Here is a 14,355-nt window from a genome sequence, read left to right as displayed (position 1 = left end):
CATCCCCCATTTCCCCATCTCCCCTCTTTTGTTTGAGCTCGTTTAAGCCTCAAACTCCGAGCCAAATTAACCCTCCTACTGTCAGAATCAGGGCAATCAGAGCCACCCAAATAAATTGATTATCTTTGGTGTTGACTTGGCTCAGGTCAATTGGTTCTGGTTCGAGTTTGTCTTTGCGATCGCGTTTGCTACTACCACTCGCACTTTGGCTGCCGCGACGAGCTTCAGGATCACTTTCTGCGATCGCCCCTAAGTCCGGGATTTGCGTCATCCATTCTGCCGGTCGTTTGAGCTCAGGGGCTTGCAGAATATAGAGTAAGCGTTTGCCTTCTTTGCGCGTTTCTATATCGGGATGACGACTCAGTTGCTGACAAAGAGCGATCGCTTCCGGTTTTTTCCCCGCCGCTTCATACGCCGTCACTAACCACATCTGCGCCTCTCCCCCTAACCGAGAGTTTCGGCTCGTCAAAGCACAGGCGGCTTCTAAATGCTTGACAGATGCACGATACTCACCCCGTTCAAATGCGACTTTTCCGGCCTGATACTCAATTTGGAATTTTTCTTTGTTTTCTGAACTCACGTTTCGACTCGCCAATCCACTCACGTCAAACTGCTTTAGTTTTATTGTCACCGTTACCATGACACAGTGCATCACTCAAACTGGATATCTGGACGACTAGGTTTGAATGCAACTGCGTATGAGGAGTTAGGGGAGAATTCCTAGCGTCTCTCAAGAGTAGGAGAGAGGTTTGGAGAGAGGTTCCCCTCATTCCGTGAAAACTTAGATCCCGTTTGAGAGCAACTTCGTATCACTTGTGACCGAGCTTAATAAATGGCAACACCCGCCCAATCCAAGCGGAACGATTTCCTCTCTCTGGCCGTGTCAAAATACCTTGTGAAGGACTAAACAGCAGTGCTAACACAAATAAACTAAACGTTACCAATACAATGGCTGGGCCGGAAGGAATATTGAAGTAATAGCTGACATAGACTCCACTAATCGTCGCCATCACTCCTAAAATTGCGCCTAATCCCATAACTTGGTGTAATTCTTTCACCAAAAGATAGGCGGTAATCCCAGGGCCAACCATCAGAGAAATCACCAAGACAACACCCACCGTTTGCATACTGGTCACAATGGTGAGAGTAATTGCAGCCATTAAGCCAAAATTTAGGACATTAACCGGATATCCCAAGGCTTGAGCGCCCTGTTTATCAAAAGTATAGAGGAGCAATTCTTTATAAAATAATTTGATTAATAACAGCACAATGAAAGTAATAATCGCCGTGCGTTGAGCATCAGCGATTGTGACTCCAAGAATATCACCAAACAGCAGACTATCGAGGTCTAATTTGCTTTTTAATAAGGTAATCAAAGTGATGCCCAATGCAAAAAAACTGGAAAAAGTCAAGGCCATGGCTGCATCCGCTTTAACACGGGATTGAGTGCGAATCCAGGCAATGACAAAGGTACTTAGAAGACCTGAAATGAAAGATCCCAGTAAGATATCAATCCCCCAAGAAAAGGCGATCGCCAATCCCGGTAAAACTGCATGGGCAATGACATCCCCTAATAAAGCCATGCGCTGGACAATGAGGTAAGTACCCACCACTGGGCAAAGAATGCCAGTGAAAATACCTACCGCGATCGCATTTCGGATGAATTCATAGCCTAGCGGTTCTATCAACCAATGCAACATGTCGATTTGGGATTTGAGATTATTAATACTCTTGGGCAACAGCCAATAACTTCTGACTGTTGATTCTTAACAAAAATATAACGTTTCTGAACCTTGATGGAGAAGTTGTGACTGTAACCCTTCTCCATAAGCACGTTGAATATTGTCTAGCGTCATGACATCTTGAGGAGAACCCGTGGCAATCAACTCTCGATTTAACAACATGAGTTGGTCATAATGACTTAAGGTTTTTCCCCATTCATGAGAACTGACCAATAGAGTTTTTCCTTCGGACTTCAGTTCCCTAAAAATCTGAAAAAGAATTCTTTCTGTCTTTTGATCTACACCCGCTAGAGGTTCATCAAATAAGAACAGTTCCCCTTGCTGTGCCAACGCCCGCGCAAAAAAAACTCGTTGCTGCTGTCCCCCCGAAAGTTCCCCAATCTGACGGTGGCGTAATTCCCACATCCCCACGCGCTGGAGGGCTTCGGCGACAATTTGTTGAGATTGACGAGAGGGTGAGCGAAACCATCCCGTATGTGCAGTACGGGACATCAGGACGACACTCCACACCGTGACGGGATAATCCCAGTCAATTTGCGATCGCTGCGGCACGTAAGCACACCGACATAACTGCTGTTTGAGCGCCTGCCCCTTGAACTTCACGACTCCAGTCATGGCAGGCACTAATCCCAGCATCGCTTTAATCATGGTACTTTTACCCGCACCATTCGGCCCCAACAATCCCACCAATTGCCCCGGTGCTAAACGAAAGCTGACGTTTCCTAAGGCTCGAATTCCTCGATAGTTGACAGCTAAATTCTGAACTTCTAACATTAACGATCTGAATGAGAATCATTATCATATTAGCTTGTTCAACCGTGAGTCATGTTAAAAAGCTTTTCTCTCAAAACCCGTTGTATAGGAAGTGCAACTGTTTTAACGCTGGCACTCGCCGGGATGGCTTGTACCTCGAACCAGCAAACGACAACTTCTGCCCCCAACACCACCTCAGCAACCACCCCGGCACCCGTAGACAGCAACCGACCCAAAGTTGTTGCCACCAGCAGTGTCCTTTGTGATATTACAGAAAAAATCGCTCAAGGTAGCGTTGACCTAACTTGTTTAATTCCTGCGGGGACAGACCCCCACGCTTATCAACCGAAGCCCAGCGATCGCAAAGCCATTGAGCAAGCGAACCTAATTCTCTACAATGGCTACGGTTTTGAAACTGACTTAATCAAGCTAATAGAGTCAACCCAAAATTCTATCCCCAAAGTTGCTGTGGGTGAAATTGCCGTTCCTAAACCCCTCAAAGGTGAACCGGACGAGCACAAGCATAGCGCAGGGGAAAAAGCAGAAGCCAATCAGGAGCATGGGGAATTCGATCCTCATGTCTGGCATGATGCCAAAAATGGTGTGCGGATGGTTGAGGCCGTTCGGGCTCAATTGGAAAAGATATCTCCGAACAAGGGAGAAACATACAGCCGCAATGCGGAGAAAATGACCCGTGAACTCACGCAACTCGATAGCTGGATTCAATCGCAAATTGGCACGATTCCCGTCCAACAGCGCAAGTTAGTCACCACCCATGATGCCATAGGATATTACGCCGCCGCTTATGGAATTCCCATGGAAGGGGCGTTGCAGGGTATCAGTACTGAAGAAAAACCAACAGCAGGACGGGTAAAAGAATTAGTGAGTGACATTAAGCAGGCGAATGTGCCGACGATTTTTGCAGAAGCGACAATTAATCCAAAGCTGATTGAAACGGTTTCCAGAGAAGCGAAAGTCAAAGTTTCAGAACAAAAACTATGGGCTGACGGACTCGGTGAAAAGGGAACCCATGCTGACACTTACGAAAAAATGCTCATTGCTAATACTCAGGCAATTGTTGTAGGACTCGGAGGCAAGTACACAGCCTTTCAGGTTCAATAGTTTTTTCTCTGGGAAAGGGCTCTACTGGGGCCACTCAATATCAGCGAAACTCAAACAGAGCCGACGCTTAAGACTTATCAGCTTCAATATACAAATACATGGCCTCATCCAGCGAAAGATCCTTCCTTTGAAATAGCAAGTTTGAGCAAAAAATCGCATACTGTATCTACCATTAGGGAAGAGCGAGTGATGCAAAAACCATAGTTGTGGTGGGATGGCAACTAGAGATCGGTAACTTTATTCAAGAACTGCGACAGGATTTGGGACTGACGCGGGAGAAGTTTGTTGCTACGTTAGACGCCCACGAAAGCGAGTACAGGAACGTTGCGATCAAACTCTTTGTTCCTCGGTGTGCGTCCCTGTGTCCCCGCGTCTATTTTCAGAGAGGAGCATAGACGGTGACTCAACAAGGGGAAGTAATGGCACTGAAACAGGTTTTCGCTGGGGGAGGGGAGACGGGTGCTATGATGCGATCGCTCGACTGGTCAGCTACCCCTCTAGGTGCCGTCGAGCAATGGCCGCAGAGTCTGAAGACTACGGTGCGAATTATGCTCACCTCCCGCCAACCCATGTTTGTCTGGTGGGGCGAGCAACTGATTAACCTTTACAACGACGCCTATAAATCCATTGTCGGCGGCAAACATCCGAAAGCACTGGGACAGTCGGCTTCTGAGGTGTGGCACGAGATTTGGGATCAGGTCGGGCCTAGGGCCGAATCCGCGATGCTCAAGAATGAGGGCACTTACGACGAAGCGCTGCTGCTAATTATGGAGCGCAACGGCTATCCGGAGGAAACCTATTACACCTTCTCATACAGTCCGGTTCCTAACGATGGGGGTGGTACAGGTGGTATCATCTGTGCCAACACGGACGACACGCAGCGCATTATCGGCGAGCGTCAGTTAGCACTATTGCGGGAATTGGCGGCGAAGACAGCAGACGCCCGAACCTTCGATGATGCCTGCACACGGAGTGCAAAATGTCTAGAAACTAACCCCTACGACCTACCCTTTGCGATGATTTATCTGGTCGATCCGGGTCAGGAGTGGGTTTATTTGGCTGGGACATCGGGCATCGAGCGAAACCACAGAGCCGTTGCTGAACGCATCTATCTCGATTCAGATTCGCCTTGGCCGTTTGCAGAAGCAATCGCAACGCACAAGCCATGCCTGGTTGGCGATTTGGAAGCCTTGTTGGGTCGCTTGCCGACGGGGGCTTGGCAGCGCTCCCCGCATCAGGCGGTCATTGTGCCCATCGCTGCCTCCGGGCAAACAGGGCAAGCTGGTATCTTAGTGGTCGGTTTAAACCCGTTCCGACTCTTCGACGATAACTATAGCGGATTTATCGATCTGGTTGCCGCTCAGATTGCGGCTAGCATTGCCAACGCTCAAGCCTACGAGGAAGAACGCAAACGCGCAGAAGCGTTGGCTGAAGTTGATCGCGCCAAGACCATCTTCTTTAGCAACATCAGTCATGAGTTTCGCACTCCGCTCACCCTAATGCTAGGCCCCCTGGAAGAGATGCTGGTCAATTCCGCCACACTCTTACCCAGCGAACGCTCTCACCTCGAAACCGCTCACCGCAACTCCCTGCGCTTGCTCAAGCTAGTGAATACGCTGTTGGACTTCTCCCGGATTGAGGCAGGACGAGTCCAGGCGGTATATGAGCCAACAGATTTGGCGATGCTTACTGCTGATTTAGCAGGGATGTTTCGCTCCGCGATCGAACAAGCTGGAATGCGCCTCGGTGTGGACTGTCCTCCACTCCCTGAACCCATCTATGTAGACCGGGAAATGTGGGAAAAGATTGTTCTCAACCTACTTTCCAATGCGTTTAAGTTCACCTGGCAGGGAGAAATTACGGTTGCCTTACGTTGGGCGGATGACCATATTGAGCTAGAAGTCCGAGACACCGGTACTGGGATTCCCGCCGAAGCGATGCCGCAGTTGTTTGAGCGCTTCCATCGGGTGGAAGGAGCAAGGGGGCGAACCTATGAAGGGTCAGGCATCGGTCTGTCGTTAGTGCAGGAATTAGTCAAACTGCATGGCGGCACGATTCAAGTGAGTAGCGTTGTTGATCGTGGGAGTTGCTTTACCGTGCTGATGCCCACAGGCTACGCCCACATTCCGACAGAACGCATTAGTACATCTCGCACCCTTACTTCAACCGCAATGGGGGCTGCAACCTATGTGGAAGAAGCCTTGCGCTGGTTGCCAGAGGAAGAGATCAGGGGAAGTAGAGTAGCAACAGAAGTCGGGGGAGAATTATCCTTTGTTTCCTCCTGTGCTCCCTTTTTATCCTGTACTCCCTCTGCCCATATTCTTTTGGCTGACGATAACGCAGATATGCGCGATTATGTAAAACGCCTGTTAGTCACTCAAGGGTATGAAGTGGAAACCGTAGTAGATGGAGTGGCGGCTTTAAGGAGTATGAGTCAGCAGCTTCCCGACTTGGTTTTGACGGATGTGATGATGCCAAGGCTGGATGGTTTGGGGTTGTTGCGATCGCTGCGGGATGACCCCCATACCCGGGAAATTCCCATCATCCTCTTGTCTGCCCGTGCTGGGGAAGACTCTCGGATTGAAGGGCTCGAAGCTGGAGCGGATGATTATCTGATTAAACCCTTTTCGGCTCGCGAGCTGCTGGCACGAGTCGAGGCAACCTTGAAACTGGCTCAAATGCGGCAGGAAGCAACCCGTCGCGAGGAAGTTTTACGAGCTGAGATCCAGTCCGCCAAGGACGCTCTGGAGAACGTACTATCCAGAATTGAGGATCAGTTTTTAGCATTGGATCGGGATTGGCGTTATACCTATGCCAATGACCGGGTCGTGGAAGTCACAGGCAAAAGCCGAGAAGAACTCCTGGGTAAAAACATTTGGGAATTATATCCCGATACCATCGGTAGCGAGTTTCAAATTGAACTACAACGTGCCGTAGCCGAACAAATTCCCCTTCAATTTGAATACTTCTATCCATCAATGAGCCGATGGTTCGAGAACCGGATCTATCCCTCATCGAATGGGCTGTCTATTTTTGTTGCCGATATCACTGATCGCAAACACGCACAGGAGGCTCTGCAACAACGAGAAGCCGAATTGCAACTGATTACAGATACCGTTCCAGCTCTGATTGCCTATATTGACGGCGATCGCCGTTATCGCTTCGCCAACCGTGCTTTTACCGGCTGGTTTGGAAAACCTGTAGAGGAAATTATCGGTCAGCGCGTGGAAGAATTGGTCGGTGAAACGGCATATCAGTATCTACGCTTTGATATTGACAAAGCCTTAGCCGGAGAACCCGTTACGAGCGAACTATGGGTGCCCTTTAGGGAGGGAGGTTCCCGGTATGTTCGCCGACAATATATTCCTGACATTGACAGCCAAGGAGAGGTCAAAGGGTTGTTTGCGATGATTACTGACCTCACCGACCTCAAACAGACTCAGGAGGCATTCCGCGCTAGTGAGGAGCGGTTCGGGGCGATCGTGAACCAGGCAACGGTCGGGATTGCACAAATGGATTTAACAGCTCAATTCGTGCTGGTCAACCAAAAATATTGCGATATCGTCGGTTATCCGATGGCAGAACTGCTACAGAAGCGGAAGCAAGATATCACTCATCCGGACGATTTGCCCTACAACATGGAGCTTTTCCATCGCTTGATCACGCAAGGGGAGAGCTATGCGATCGAGAAGCGCTATATCCGCAAAGACGGCTCTGAAATTTGGGTGAGCAACAATGTAGCAGCGATTTGTGATGCGTCTGGGAAACCGGAATCTGCAATCTCCGTTGTGGTCGATATCAGTGAACAAAAAGCCGCGATGCGCCAACGCCAGCAAGCCGAAGCCGACCGGGAACGGGTACTCCAGGAATTGGCGATCGAACGTGCTCGGTTTGAGGCTGTATTACGACAGATGCCTGCGGGCGTGATGATTGCAGATGCCGCATCGGGCAAATTGGTACTCACGAACAAACAAGCCAAACAAATTGTTGGCTATGACTACGAACAATCGCTGCAATTGGGAGAGTATGACCAGATTGCACCGTTTCAGGGCTTGCGTTTAGACGGTCAACCTTACAACGCCAAAGACTATCCCCTGATGCGATCGCTGCAAACGGGCGAAACCATAACCAACGAAGAAATCGAGCTATACCGAAGTGATGGTTGTCGCATCTTTATGAATACGAACTCAGCTCCCATTCTGGACGGCGAAGAACAAATTGTGGCGGCGGTTGTGGTCTTTCAGGATGTGACCGATCGCAAACAAGCTGAGGTGGCACTACGCCAAAGTGAAGAACGCTTTCAAGCGTTTATGAATAATAGCCCAGCCGCTTCTTGGATTACGGATGCAGACGGGCGTATAATCTACCTCAGTCAAACCTATTCCAGCATTTTTGACTTTCCCAAGGATAACGTCATCGGCAAAAGCGTCTTCGATCTATATCCGGCTGAAGTCGCCGAGCAATTTCTCACTAACATTCAAAAGGTTGCCCAAAGCAATCAGGTGATTGAAGCGCTCGAAACGGCCCCGCGCTGTGATGGTACGCTCGGTGATTTTCTGGTGTACAAATTTCCCATTGAAGATGTCTCTGGGCAACGCCTAGTCGGAGGGGTTGCCGTTGACATCACCGATCGCAAACGAGCTGAAGAAGCCTTGCGTCAGAGCGAGGAGCGTTATCGGTATTTAGCCGAATCTATCCCGCAGTTGGTGTGGACTACCAACGCCGAAGGAATACTACTCGATGTCAATCAACGCTGGTTCGACTTCACGGGATTAACTTTGGCAAAAGTACGAATCGAAGGTTGGAAAACGCTCGTCCATCCCGATGACCTCCCAAGTCTGGTCGAGTACTGGAGAGCCGCCCAGCGAGATGGCAGCCTCTATCAAGCCGAAGGTCGAATGCGACGGGCAGATGGGGTATATCGCTGGCATTTGCACCAAGCCGTACCCGTGAAGAATGAATGGGGTCAGGTGATCAAATGGTTTGGTACGGCAACAGATATTGAAGAACAAAAACGCCTAGAACAGCAGCGCGAACTTCTCCTACAACAGGAACAAGCCGCTCGCGAAGCGGCTGAACAGGCTAACCGGATTAAAGATGAGTTTCTAGCCGTACTCTCTCACGAATTGCGATCGCCCCTCAACCCTATCCTCGGCTGGTCAAGATTACTGCAAACCCGAAAGTTTGATGCCGATAAAACTTCTGAAGCCTTGGCAACTATCGAACGCAATGCCAGGTTACAGGCTGAATTAATTGAAGATTTGCTCGATGTCTCCCGGATTTTGCGCGGCAAACTCAGCTTGAATATTACTCCCGTCGCTCTGACATCCACCATTCAAGCCGCGATGGAAACGGTACGTCTAGCGGCTGAAGCTAAATCCATTCAGATGTGTACACAACTTGCACCCCAGGCGGACGTCGTTTCAGGGGATGCCAGCCGCTTACAGCAAGTCGTTTGGAACCTGCTCTCCAACGCGATTAAGTTCACACCCCCAGGAGGACGGGTCGATATCCGGCTAGAGTGCATTGGTTCTCACGCCCAAATTACCGTCAGCGATACGGGTAAGGGAATTCCGGTAGACTTCCTACCCTATGTATTTGACTACTTCCGCCAAGCCGATGCTACTACCACCCGCAAGTTTGGCGGGCTGGGGTTAGGGTTGGCAATTGTCCGTCACCTAGTCGAACTGCATGGGGGAACCGTTCAGGCAGATAGCGCTGGTGAGGGGCAAGGAGCCACCTTTATTGTTAAAATCCCTCTCCTGCTGTCTCAACCCCAAAACGAGCAAAACAGCGAACAGCCTGAGCCATCTTTGGATTTGCAGGGCATAGAAATTTTAGTGGTCGATGATGATGTCGATACACGGGAGTTTGTCGTCTTTCTGCTGGAACAGTATGGAGCGCAGGTAAGAGCCGTTGGCTCAGCCCATGACGCACTTGCGGCTTTAACTCAATCTGTACCCGACTTGCTGTTGAGCGATATCGGGATGCCGGATGTGGATGGATATATGCTCATACAACAAGTGAGAAGCTTACCGCCAGAGCAAGGAGGGCAAATTCGGGCGATCGCTCTTACCGCCTATGCGGGCGAAATCAACTATCAGCAGGCGCTATCAGCAGGGTTTCAAAGCCATCTGTCTAAACCTGTAGAGCCAAACGAGTTAGTTGCTCTTGTCACCAAGCTAGCTCAACGTCAGTAGCTCACAAACTCGACCTCTGGCAAAACGTGGTCTTTGAAGCTTGTTTATACACCGTTAGCGATTTTCCTGGGAGCGTAGGAAGCGCACTTAATCTTTGGTTGAATGTCACAATGGTCTGTATAGTAAGACACATCGGACTCAATTTATCCTTGAGGGGTGTACCCAAAGGTTGATTAATATTTTCTACCAGCTTCCCTAGAATCTGATTGCAACCAGAGAGTGTGTTTGAAAGCAATGCAATTAGATACAGGATTTATTTTTACAGACCCCAAGACCGATTTCACCTGGGAAATTTCCCATCCTTGGCTAAGTCGATGGCGGAAGCAGCAAGTTGGCTGGATTTGTAAAAGGGCAGGCTTCAATCCATTACAATATCCAGTCTCTAACTGGTACGAGCATGACATCATCACATGTATTCAAGCCAGTGGCGTCAGCAACAATCCAGCGTCGGGGTACTCGCTCATGGGATAGACAAGGCTGATACAATCCTGAATGTTTTGGAATTGAGTGCTAACGAATGGAGAGCGATTCTGCCGCAACAGGCTATGGTGTTGTATTAGTAACCGCGTCTTCCCAGGAAGAAGGAAAAGCGATCGCGCAAGCTTTAGTGGAAGCTAAACTAGCTGCTTGTGTCACTCTCATGCCCGTGCATTCCATCTATACCTGGCAAGGTCAAGTGATGGACGAACAAGAGTGGCAAATGGTGATTAAAACCGAATTAGCCCAATTCCCTGTATTAGAGAACAAGATTCGAGAATTGCACTCTTACGAAGTCCCTGAAATTATTGCATTGCCTATTGTGGCCGGTTCGGAGCCTTATTTGCAGTGGATTTCCAACTCATGTAGCGGCTGATTCGTAAAACATCATTCCTTTGGGTTGTCTAGCTTTTTGCCGTTTGTAGAGGTCTTGGAGCGTATATTGTGGCAAAACTGACTTAGCTGCATCACGGGCTTCCTGCCCAATTTATGATTGATAATAATTTCTTATTAATTCTTGCTAACTTTCCCCACCTCCTGGAATTTTTACGGCTATTTTTCAGGAAAGTCCTGAGCTTACTGAGTCACAACGGAAAGAAACGTTTCAGAAAGATTCTCATCTGAGTAATAATCTTTAATCGGTCAAGACAGCATTCTTGGTAATCAACGTTTTGACCAATAGAACCCAGACCCAGGAATAAGGAAACAATATTAGTGAAAGTACGCTGGCTCTTACCCGGCATAATGGGCGCTTTTGTACTCTGCGCTCCCGCTCAAGCAGGTAGCTTAGAATCTTGGAACTTCAATCGCCCTCTTCGTCAACTCAACTTGACGACAGATGAGGGAGTTCAACCCAGAGTCTTTCTGATGGCGAACCCCACTCGCCTTGTGATTGATCTTCCGAACATTACTCTAGAACGCTCTCAAACTAATCAAGGGGTAGACCTCTCGATTAAGGAGATACGGGTAGGACAGCTTGACCCCCAAACCACCCGGATGGTGGTTGAATTAGCTCCTGGCTACACCTTAGACCCCAAAAAAGTCCAGGTTCGTGCAGATTCCTCCACACGCTGGGTTCTCCAGTTACCTAATGCTGAGCGAACTACAGGTAATAACCCCCGTGAATTGGGTTCAACTGATTCTACAGGTCAAACCCAACAGGCTATTGCTGTACCCCCAGCACCTGCCTCACGGTTTGGCGGAGTGGTTTCTTTAGGGAAGGAAATGCCAGGACTTGAGCCTCAAATTCAATCGTTGATGGCTCGCTATAGTTTTCTCCAGACGGGTATGTTTTTCTTGGATCTGGATACGGGAAACTATTTGGACATCCGTGGCGATCGCGTTTTTCCAGCCGCCAGCACCATTAAGCTACCCATCCTCATTGCCTTTTTCCAGGATTTAGACGCGGGGAAAGTGAACCTGAATGAAACCCTGGTTATGCGGCGGGACTTGATGACCAACGGGTCTGGAACGATGCAGTACCAAAGAGCGGGTAAAAAGTTCAGTATCCGAGAGACGGTGACCAAGATGATTACGATTAGCGATAATACCGCTACCAATATGATCATCGATCGCTTAGGCGGAAGAGCAAGACTCAATCAGCGTTTCCAGAGTTGGGGACTGAAGGACACGGTGATCCGCAATATGCTCGGTGATTTTAAAGGCACCAATACCACCAGTCCTAAAGACTTAGTCCGATTACTCTCACTGGTTGCCGATCAGAAGTTACTGGCTCCATCCAGTCGGGAGCAGGCTTTAGAAATATTACGTAATACCAAAACGAGAACACTGCTACCTGCCGGTTTGGCTCCTGGTGCTGAGATTGCTCATAAAACTGGAGACATCGGTTTTCTGATCGGGGATGCAGGAATGATTGAGATGCCGAATGGCAAGCGCTATTTGGCCGGAATTTTCGTCAGACGTCCCTATAAAGATGTCAGGGGGCGAGATTTTATCCGTCAAGTTTCCCAAATCGTCTATAACTATCTGGATCATCAGACGGCAGGACTTCCCATGAATTCATCGTCACGCTGAAACGATTACTGCAAGTAGGGTGCGTCAGAATGTACCCTACTTGTGCAGCGTGGCGGAAATAACTATCCAGTTGAAAAAGGTTAAAAAGCTTGCTGTACAAGCTTTCTTTCCTTCTGCCTTCTGCCTTCTGCCTTCTGCCTTCTGCCTTCTTGCACTAGTTTTCTGATTTGGGAATGTCACAAGAACGCCCTACGGACATTCTTCTGCTTTGAATTTATTACGCCATGTTAATAAACTAACAATCATCTAATTGACCGATCTCAAGAGCAGAAATGGCTTTTGTGATAGGCATTTTACTCATTTCAGTCCTGCCTGTTCAAGCTCTAACGGCTTAATATCCCCCTTTCAAAGTAAACTTCCGTGTCATTTACTTCTGCCTTGAATAGGGAGTGGTAAATTAGTAATTGAAGCTGGAAAGCTTCTCTGACAGATACTACAGCGCAGTCCACATTAGATTCAAGGAGTAAAAAACGCTGTTTCACTTAAAGTCTGTCTCATCAAAAAACAACATCAACACTCAACAGAACGCTAATATTTCCTAAGTTAGTGAATGGAGAGTTATGCACTTGACGATGTTATTCAGTGCAACTCTATTTAGTATTACTTAAGATAGGAAGTCACTTAGTATTCCAGCTTGAGTGTTGTTGTTGTTTTAAAGCTTAAACATAAAATTTAAAAAGCGCCCCTATTGAGGAGACGCTTGATTAGCTATAAATTGAACGTGAGACAACGTTCACCATGTGGTACTCACTCGACTATTGTTCGGGCAATAATCCGAACAGTTAATGGCAGACTCGGTATTGGCGACGGAGGGATGCACCGTACACTTCAGACGGTAATCTGCTGTGAAAAACTGACAATGGCTACAGGGAATTTGATGCATACGTTTGGCAATCGTAACGCTGTGTGTGACAGTTGACCAGATGGTTAAACCGACCAGAAGGATTAACCCCCAAGTTAAGCAAAAGCATATCGGCACCAAATAAGGCTGGATGGCGTACACCAGTGGCTGTAGCAATTGAAACATGGCTTGATTGTTGGTAGAGGAAGCAATGAATATCAATTAAATTAATTTAATTCATAAGTTTTTGCAATAAGCTATAGTAGGATTCGGGTTCACTTCGTCGCTAAAAGGGCAACTGAAGCAGCTAAAGTGTATTTGGTTGAGCCTGATCTTTGCAGCGATCGCACCTAATACCAAGTTGCGGTCAAACGTAGTAAACTTGCAAGAGTGCATGATTATTGATAAAAGCAGTAAGAGCAAGGGTTCAGGGCGGGTGCGATCGCAAAAAGCACGCTTGAACTCACTATTCCTACTGAACCCGACAATAAGAAAAAACACCTAACCCTGCTCCGGGTTAATCATCAAAGCGAGCGTGGAGTATGGCACACAGGAGTAGGTGAAAAAGTAAGCCAGGAAGGCAAGGCTTAGTGGTCGGTGACAACTGTTCCTGCATGGAAGCAATTGACTTTGCCTGCACTCGCTACGCCTTAAGTTCTCGTTCATGCTCAAGTTAAACAGGGATTCTCAAATGAGGAAAAAAAGTCAGCGATCGCAGCCGTTCCGGTTCAGCTAAAAGCTCAACTAGCCCAAGATTAAGTTCATCTTCAACTTGGGAAAGAGACTTAAATATCCGCTTATAAAAATGCTTTTCTCTAATCTCATCCCACAGGTGTTCTACAGGCATCAACTGAGGGCTATAAGACGGTTGATAAACTAGACGAATATTTTCCGGGACTTTGAGGCTGTTTGACCGATGCCAAGCGGCTTTGTCTACTTGCAGAATAATGAAATAATCAGCAAACTCTACCGAAACCTGCTGTAAAAACAGATTCATCATCTGTGTATTCACGTAGGGTAAAATTAAACAGGTCATTTGACCCAAAGACGGTGCTACAGCCGCATAAGCATAAACATACTGTCAGACCTGCTGTTTCGCGACAGTGGGACGGAGTCCTTCTGGGCACCAGCAAGAACGTATCTCCCCAAGCCGACCAAATCGCCCTTCATCTCCTGCCATGATTAG

At 48.1% G+C, this 14,355-nt stretch carries 11 protein-coding genes; 6 read left to right on the top strand and 5 right to left on the bottom strand.

What is annotated here, in order from left to right; translation table 11 throughout:
• Positions 1–49 precede the first annotated feature (49 nt).
• From NDI48_02590 to NDI48_02580, 3 genes are all read right to left on the bottom strand, one after another.
• Complete coding sequence (locus tag NDI48_02590; GenBank protein ID MEP0830089.1) at positions 50–580, bottom strand: hypothetical protein; 531 nt, start codon at positions 578–580, stop codon at positions 50–52.
• Positions 581–809: 229 nt separating this feature from the next.
• Positions 810–1,700, bottom strand: coding sequence for a metal ABC transporter permease (locus NDI48_02585; protein ID MEP0830088.1), 891 nt, complete (start codon positions 1,698–1,700; stop codon positions 810–812).
• A gap of 66 nt (positions 1,701–1,766) precedes the next feature.
• Positions 1,767–2,516, bottom strand: coding sequence for a metal ABC transporter ATP-binding protein (locus tag NDI48_02580; protein ID MEP0830087.1), 750 nt, complete (start codon positions 2,514–2,516; stop codon positions 1,767–1,769).
• A 51-nt stretch (positions 2,517–2,567) separates the two neighbouring features.
• On the opposite strand from NDI48_02580, the gene NDI48_02575 reads away from it, so the two are divergent.
• The 6 genes from NDI48_02575 (at position 2,568) to NDI48_02550 (ending at position 12,328) form a co-directional block, all read left to right on the top strand.
• Positions 2,568–3,617, top strand: coding sequence for a zinc ABC transporter substrate-binding protein (locus NDI48_02575; GenBank protein MEP0830086.1), 1,050 nt, complete (start codon positions 2,568–2,570; stop codon positions 3,615–3,617).
• 206 nt (positions 3,618–3,823) lie between these two features.
• Complete coding sequence (locus NDI48_02570; protein ID MEP0830085.1) at positions 3,824–4,012, top strand: hypothetical protein; 189 nt, start codon at positions 3,824–3,826, stop codon at positions 4,010–4,012.
• A gap of 3 nt (positions 4,013–4,015) precedes the next feature.
• On the top strand, positions 4,016–9,817 hold the full coding sequence (locus NDI48_02565) for a PAS domain S-box protein (protein ID MEP0830084.1): 5,802 nt from the start codon (positions 4,016–4,018) through the stop codon (positions 9,815–9,817).
• A 234-nt stretch (positions 9,818–10,051) separates the two neighbouring features.
• A complete protein-coding gene (locus tag NDI48_02560; GenBank protein ID MEP0830083.1) occupies positions 10,052–10,288 on the top strand; it encodes a hypothetical protein in 237 nt (78 codons plus the stop codon).
• A gap of 46 nt (positions 10,289–10,334) precedes the next feature.
• On the top strand, positions 10,335–10,670 hold the full coding sequence (locus tag NDI48_02555) for a divalent-cation tolerance protein CutA (GenBank protein ID MEP0830082.1): 336 nt from the start codon (positions 10,335–10,337) through the stop codon (positions 10,668–10,670).
• A gap of 338 nt (positions 10,671–11,008) precedes the next feature.
• Positions 11,009–12,328 carry a serine hydrolase gene (locus NDI48_02550; GenBank protein ID MEP0830081.1) on the top strand — a complete coding sequence of 440 codons (1,320 nt, stop codon included), beginning with the start codon at positions 11,009–11,011 and terminating at the stop codon, positions 12,326–12,328.
• Positions 12,329–13,061: 733 nt separating this feature from the next.
• On the opposite strand, the gene NDI48_02545 is transcribed toward NDI48_02550, so the two are convergent.
• Both NDI48_02545 and NDI48_02540 read right to left on the bottom strand, forming a co-directional pair.
• Positions 13,062–13,355, bottom strand: a complete 294-nt coding sequence (locus NDI48_02545) for a hypothetical protein (protein MEP0830080.1) — start codon at positions 13,353–13,355, stop codon at positions 13,062–13,064.
• A 487-nt stretch (positions 13,356–13,842) separates the two neighbouring features.
• Positions 13,843–14,205 (bottom strand): transposase, encoded by a 363-nt coding sequence (locus tag NDI48_02540; protein MEP0830079.1) that lies wholly within the window; start codon positions 14,203–14,205, stop codon positions 13,843–13,845.
• Between the last annotated feature and the right edge of the window lie 150 nt (positions 14,206–14,355).

Origin of the sequence: Microcoleus sp. AS-A8 (genome assembly GCA_039962225.1) — a bacterium.
Classification (GTDB): domain Bacteria; phylum Cyanobacteriota; class Cyanobacteriia; order Cyanobacteriales; family Coleofasciculaceae; genus Allocoleopsis.
The sequence above is the reverse complement of the archived record's forward strand: the minus strand, read 5'-3'. Positions and strand labels throughout refer to the sequence as shown.

Excerpts from the sequence above, each read along its gene's own strand:
- NDI48_02585 (MEP0830088.1), bottom strand. The coding sequence starts at position 1,700 with ATGTTGCATTGGTTGATAGAACCGCTAGGCTATGAATTCATCCGAAAT.
- NDI48_02580 (MEP0830087.1), bottom strand. The coding sequence starts at position 2,516 with ATGTTAGAAGTTCAGAATTTAGCTGTCAACTATCGAGGAATTCGAGCC.
- NDI48_02575 (MEP0830086.1), top strand. The coding sequence starts at position 2,568 with ATGTTAAAAAGCTTTTCTCTCAAAACCCGTTGTATAGGAAGTGCAACT.
- NDI48_02560 (MEP0830083.1), top strand. The coding sequence starts at position 10,052 with ATGCAATTAGATACAGGATTTATTTTTACAGACCCCAAGACCGATTTC.
- NDI48_02555 (MEP0830082.1), top strand. The coding sequence starts at position 10,335 with ATGGAGAGCGATTCTGCCGCAACAGGCTATGGTGTTGTATTAGTAACC.
- NDI48_02545 (MEP0830080.1), bottom strand. The coding sequence starts at position 13,355 with ATGTTTCAATTGCTACAGCCACTGGTGTACGCCATCCAGCCTTATTTG.
- NDI48_02540 (MEP0830079.1), bottom strand. The coding sequence starts at position 14,205 with ATGACCTGTTTAATTTTACCCTACGTGAATACACAGATGATGAATCTG.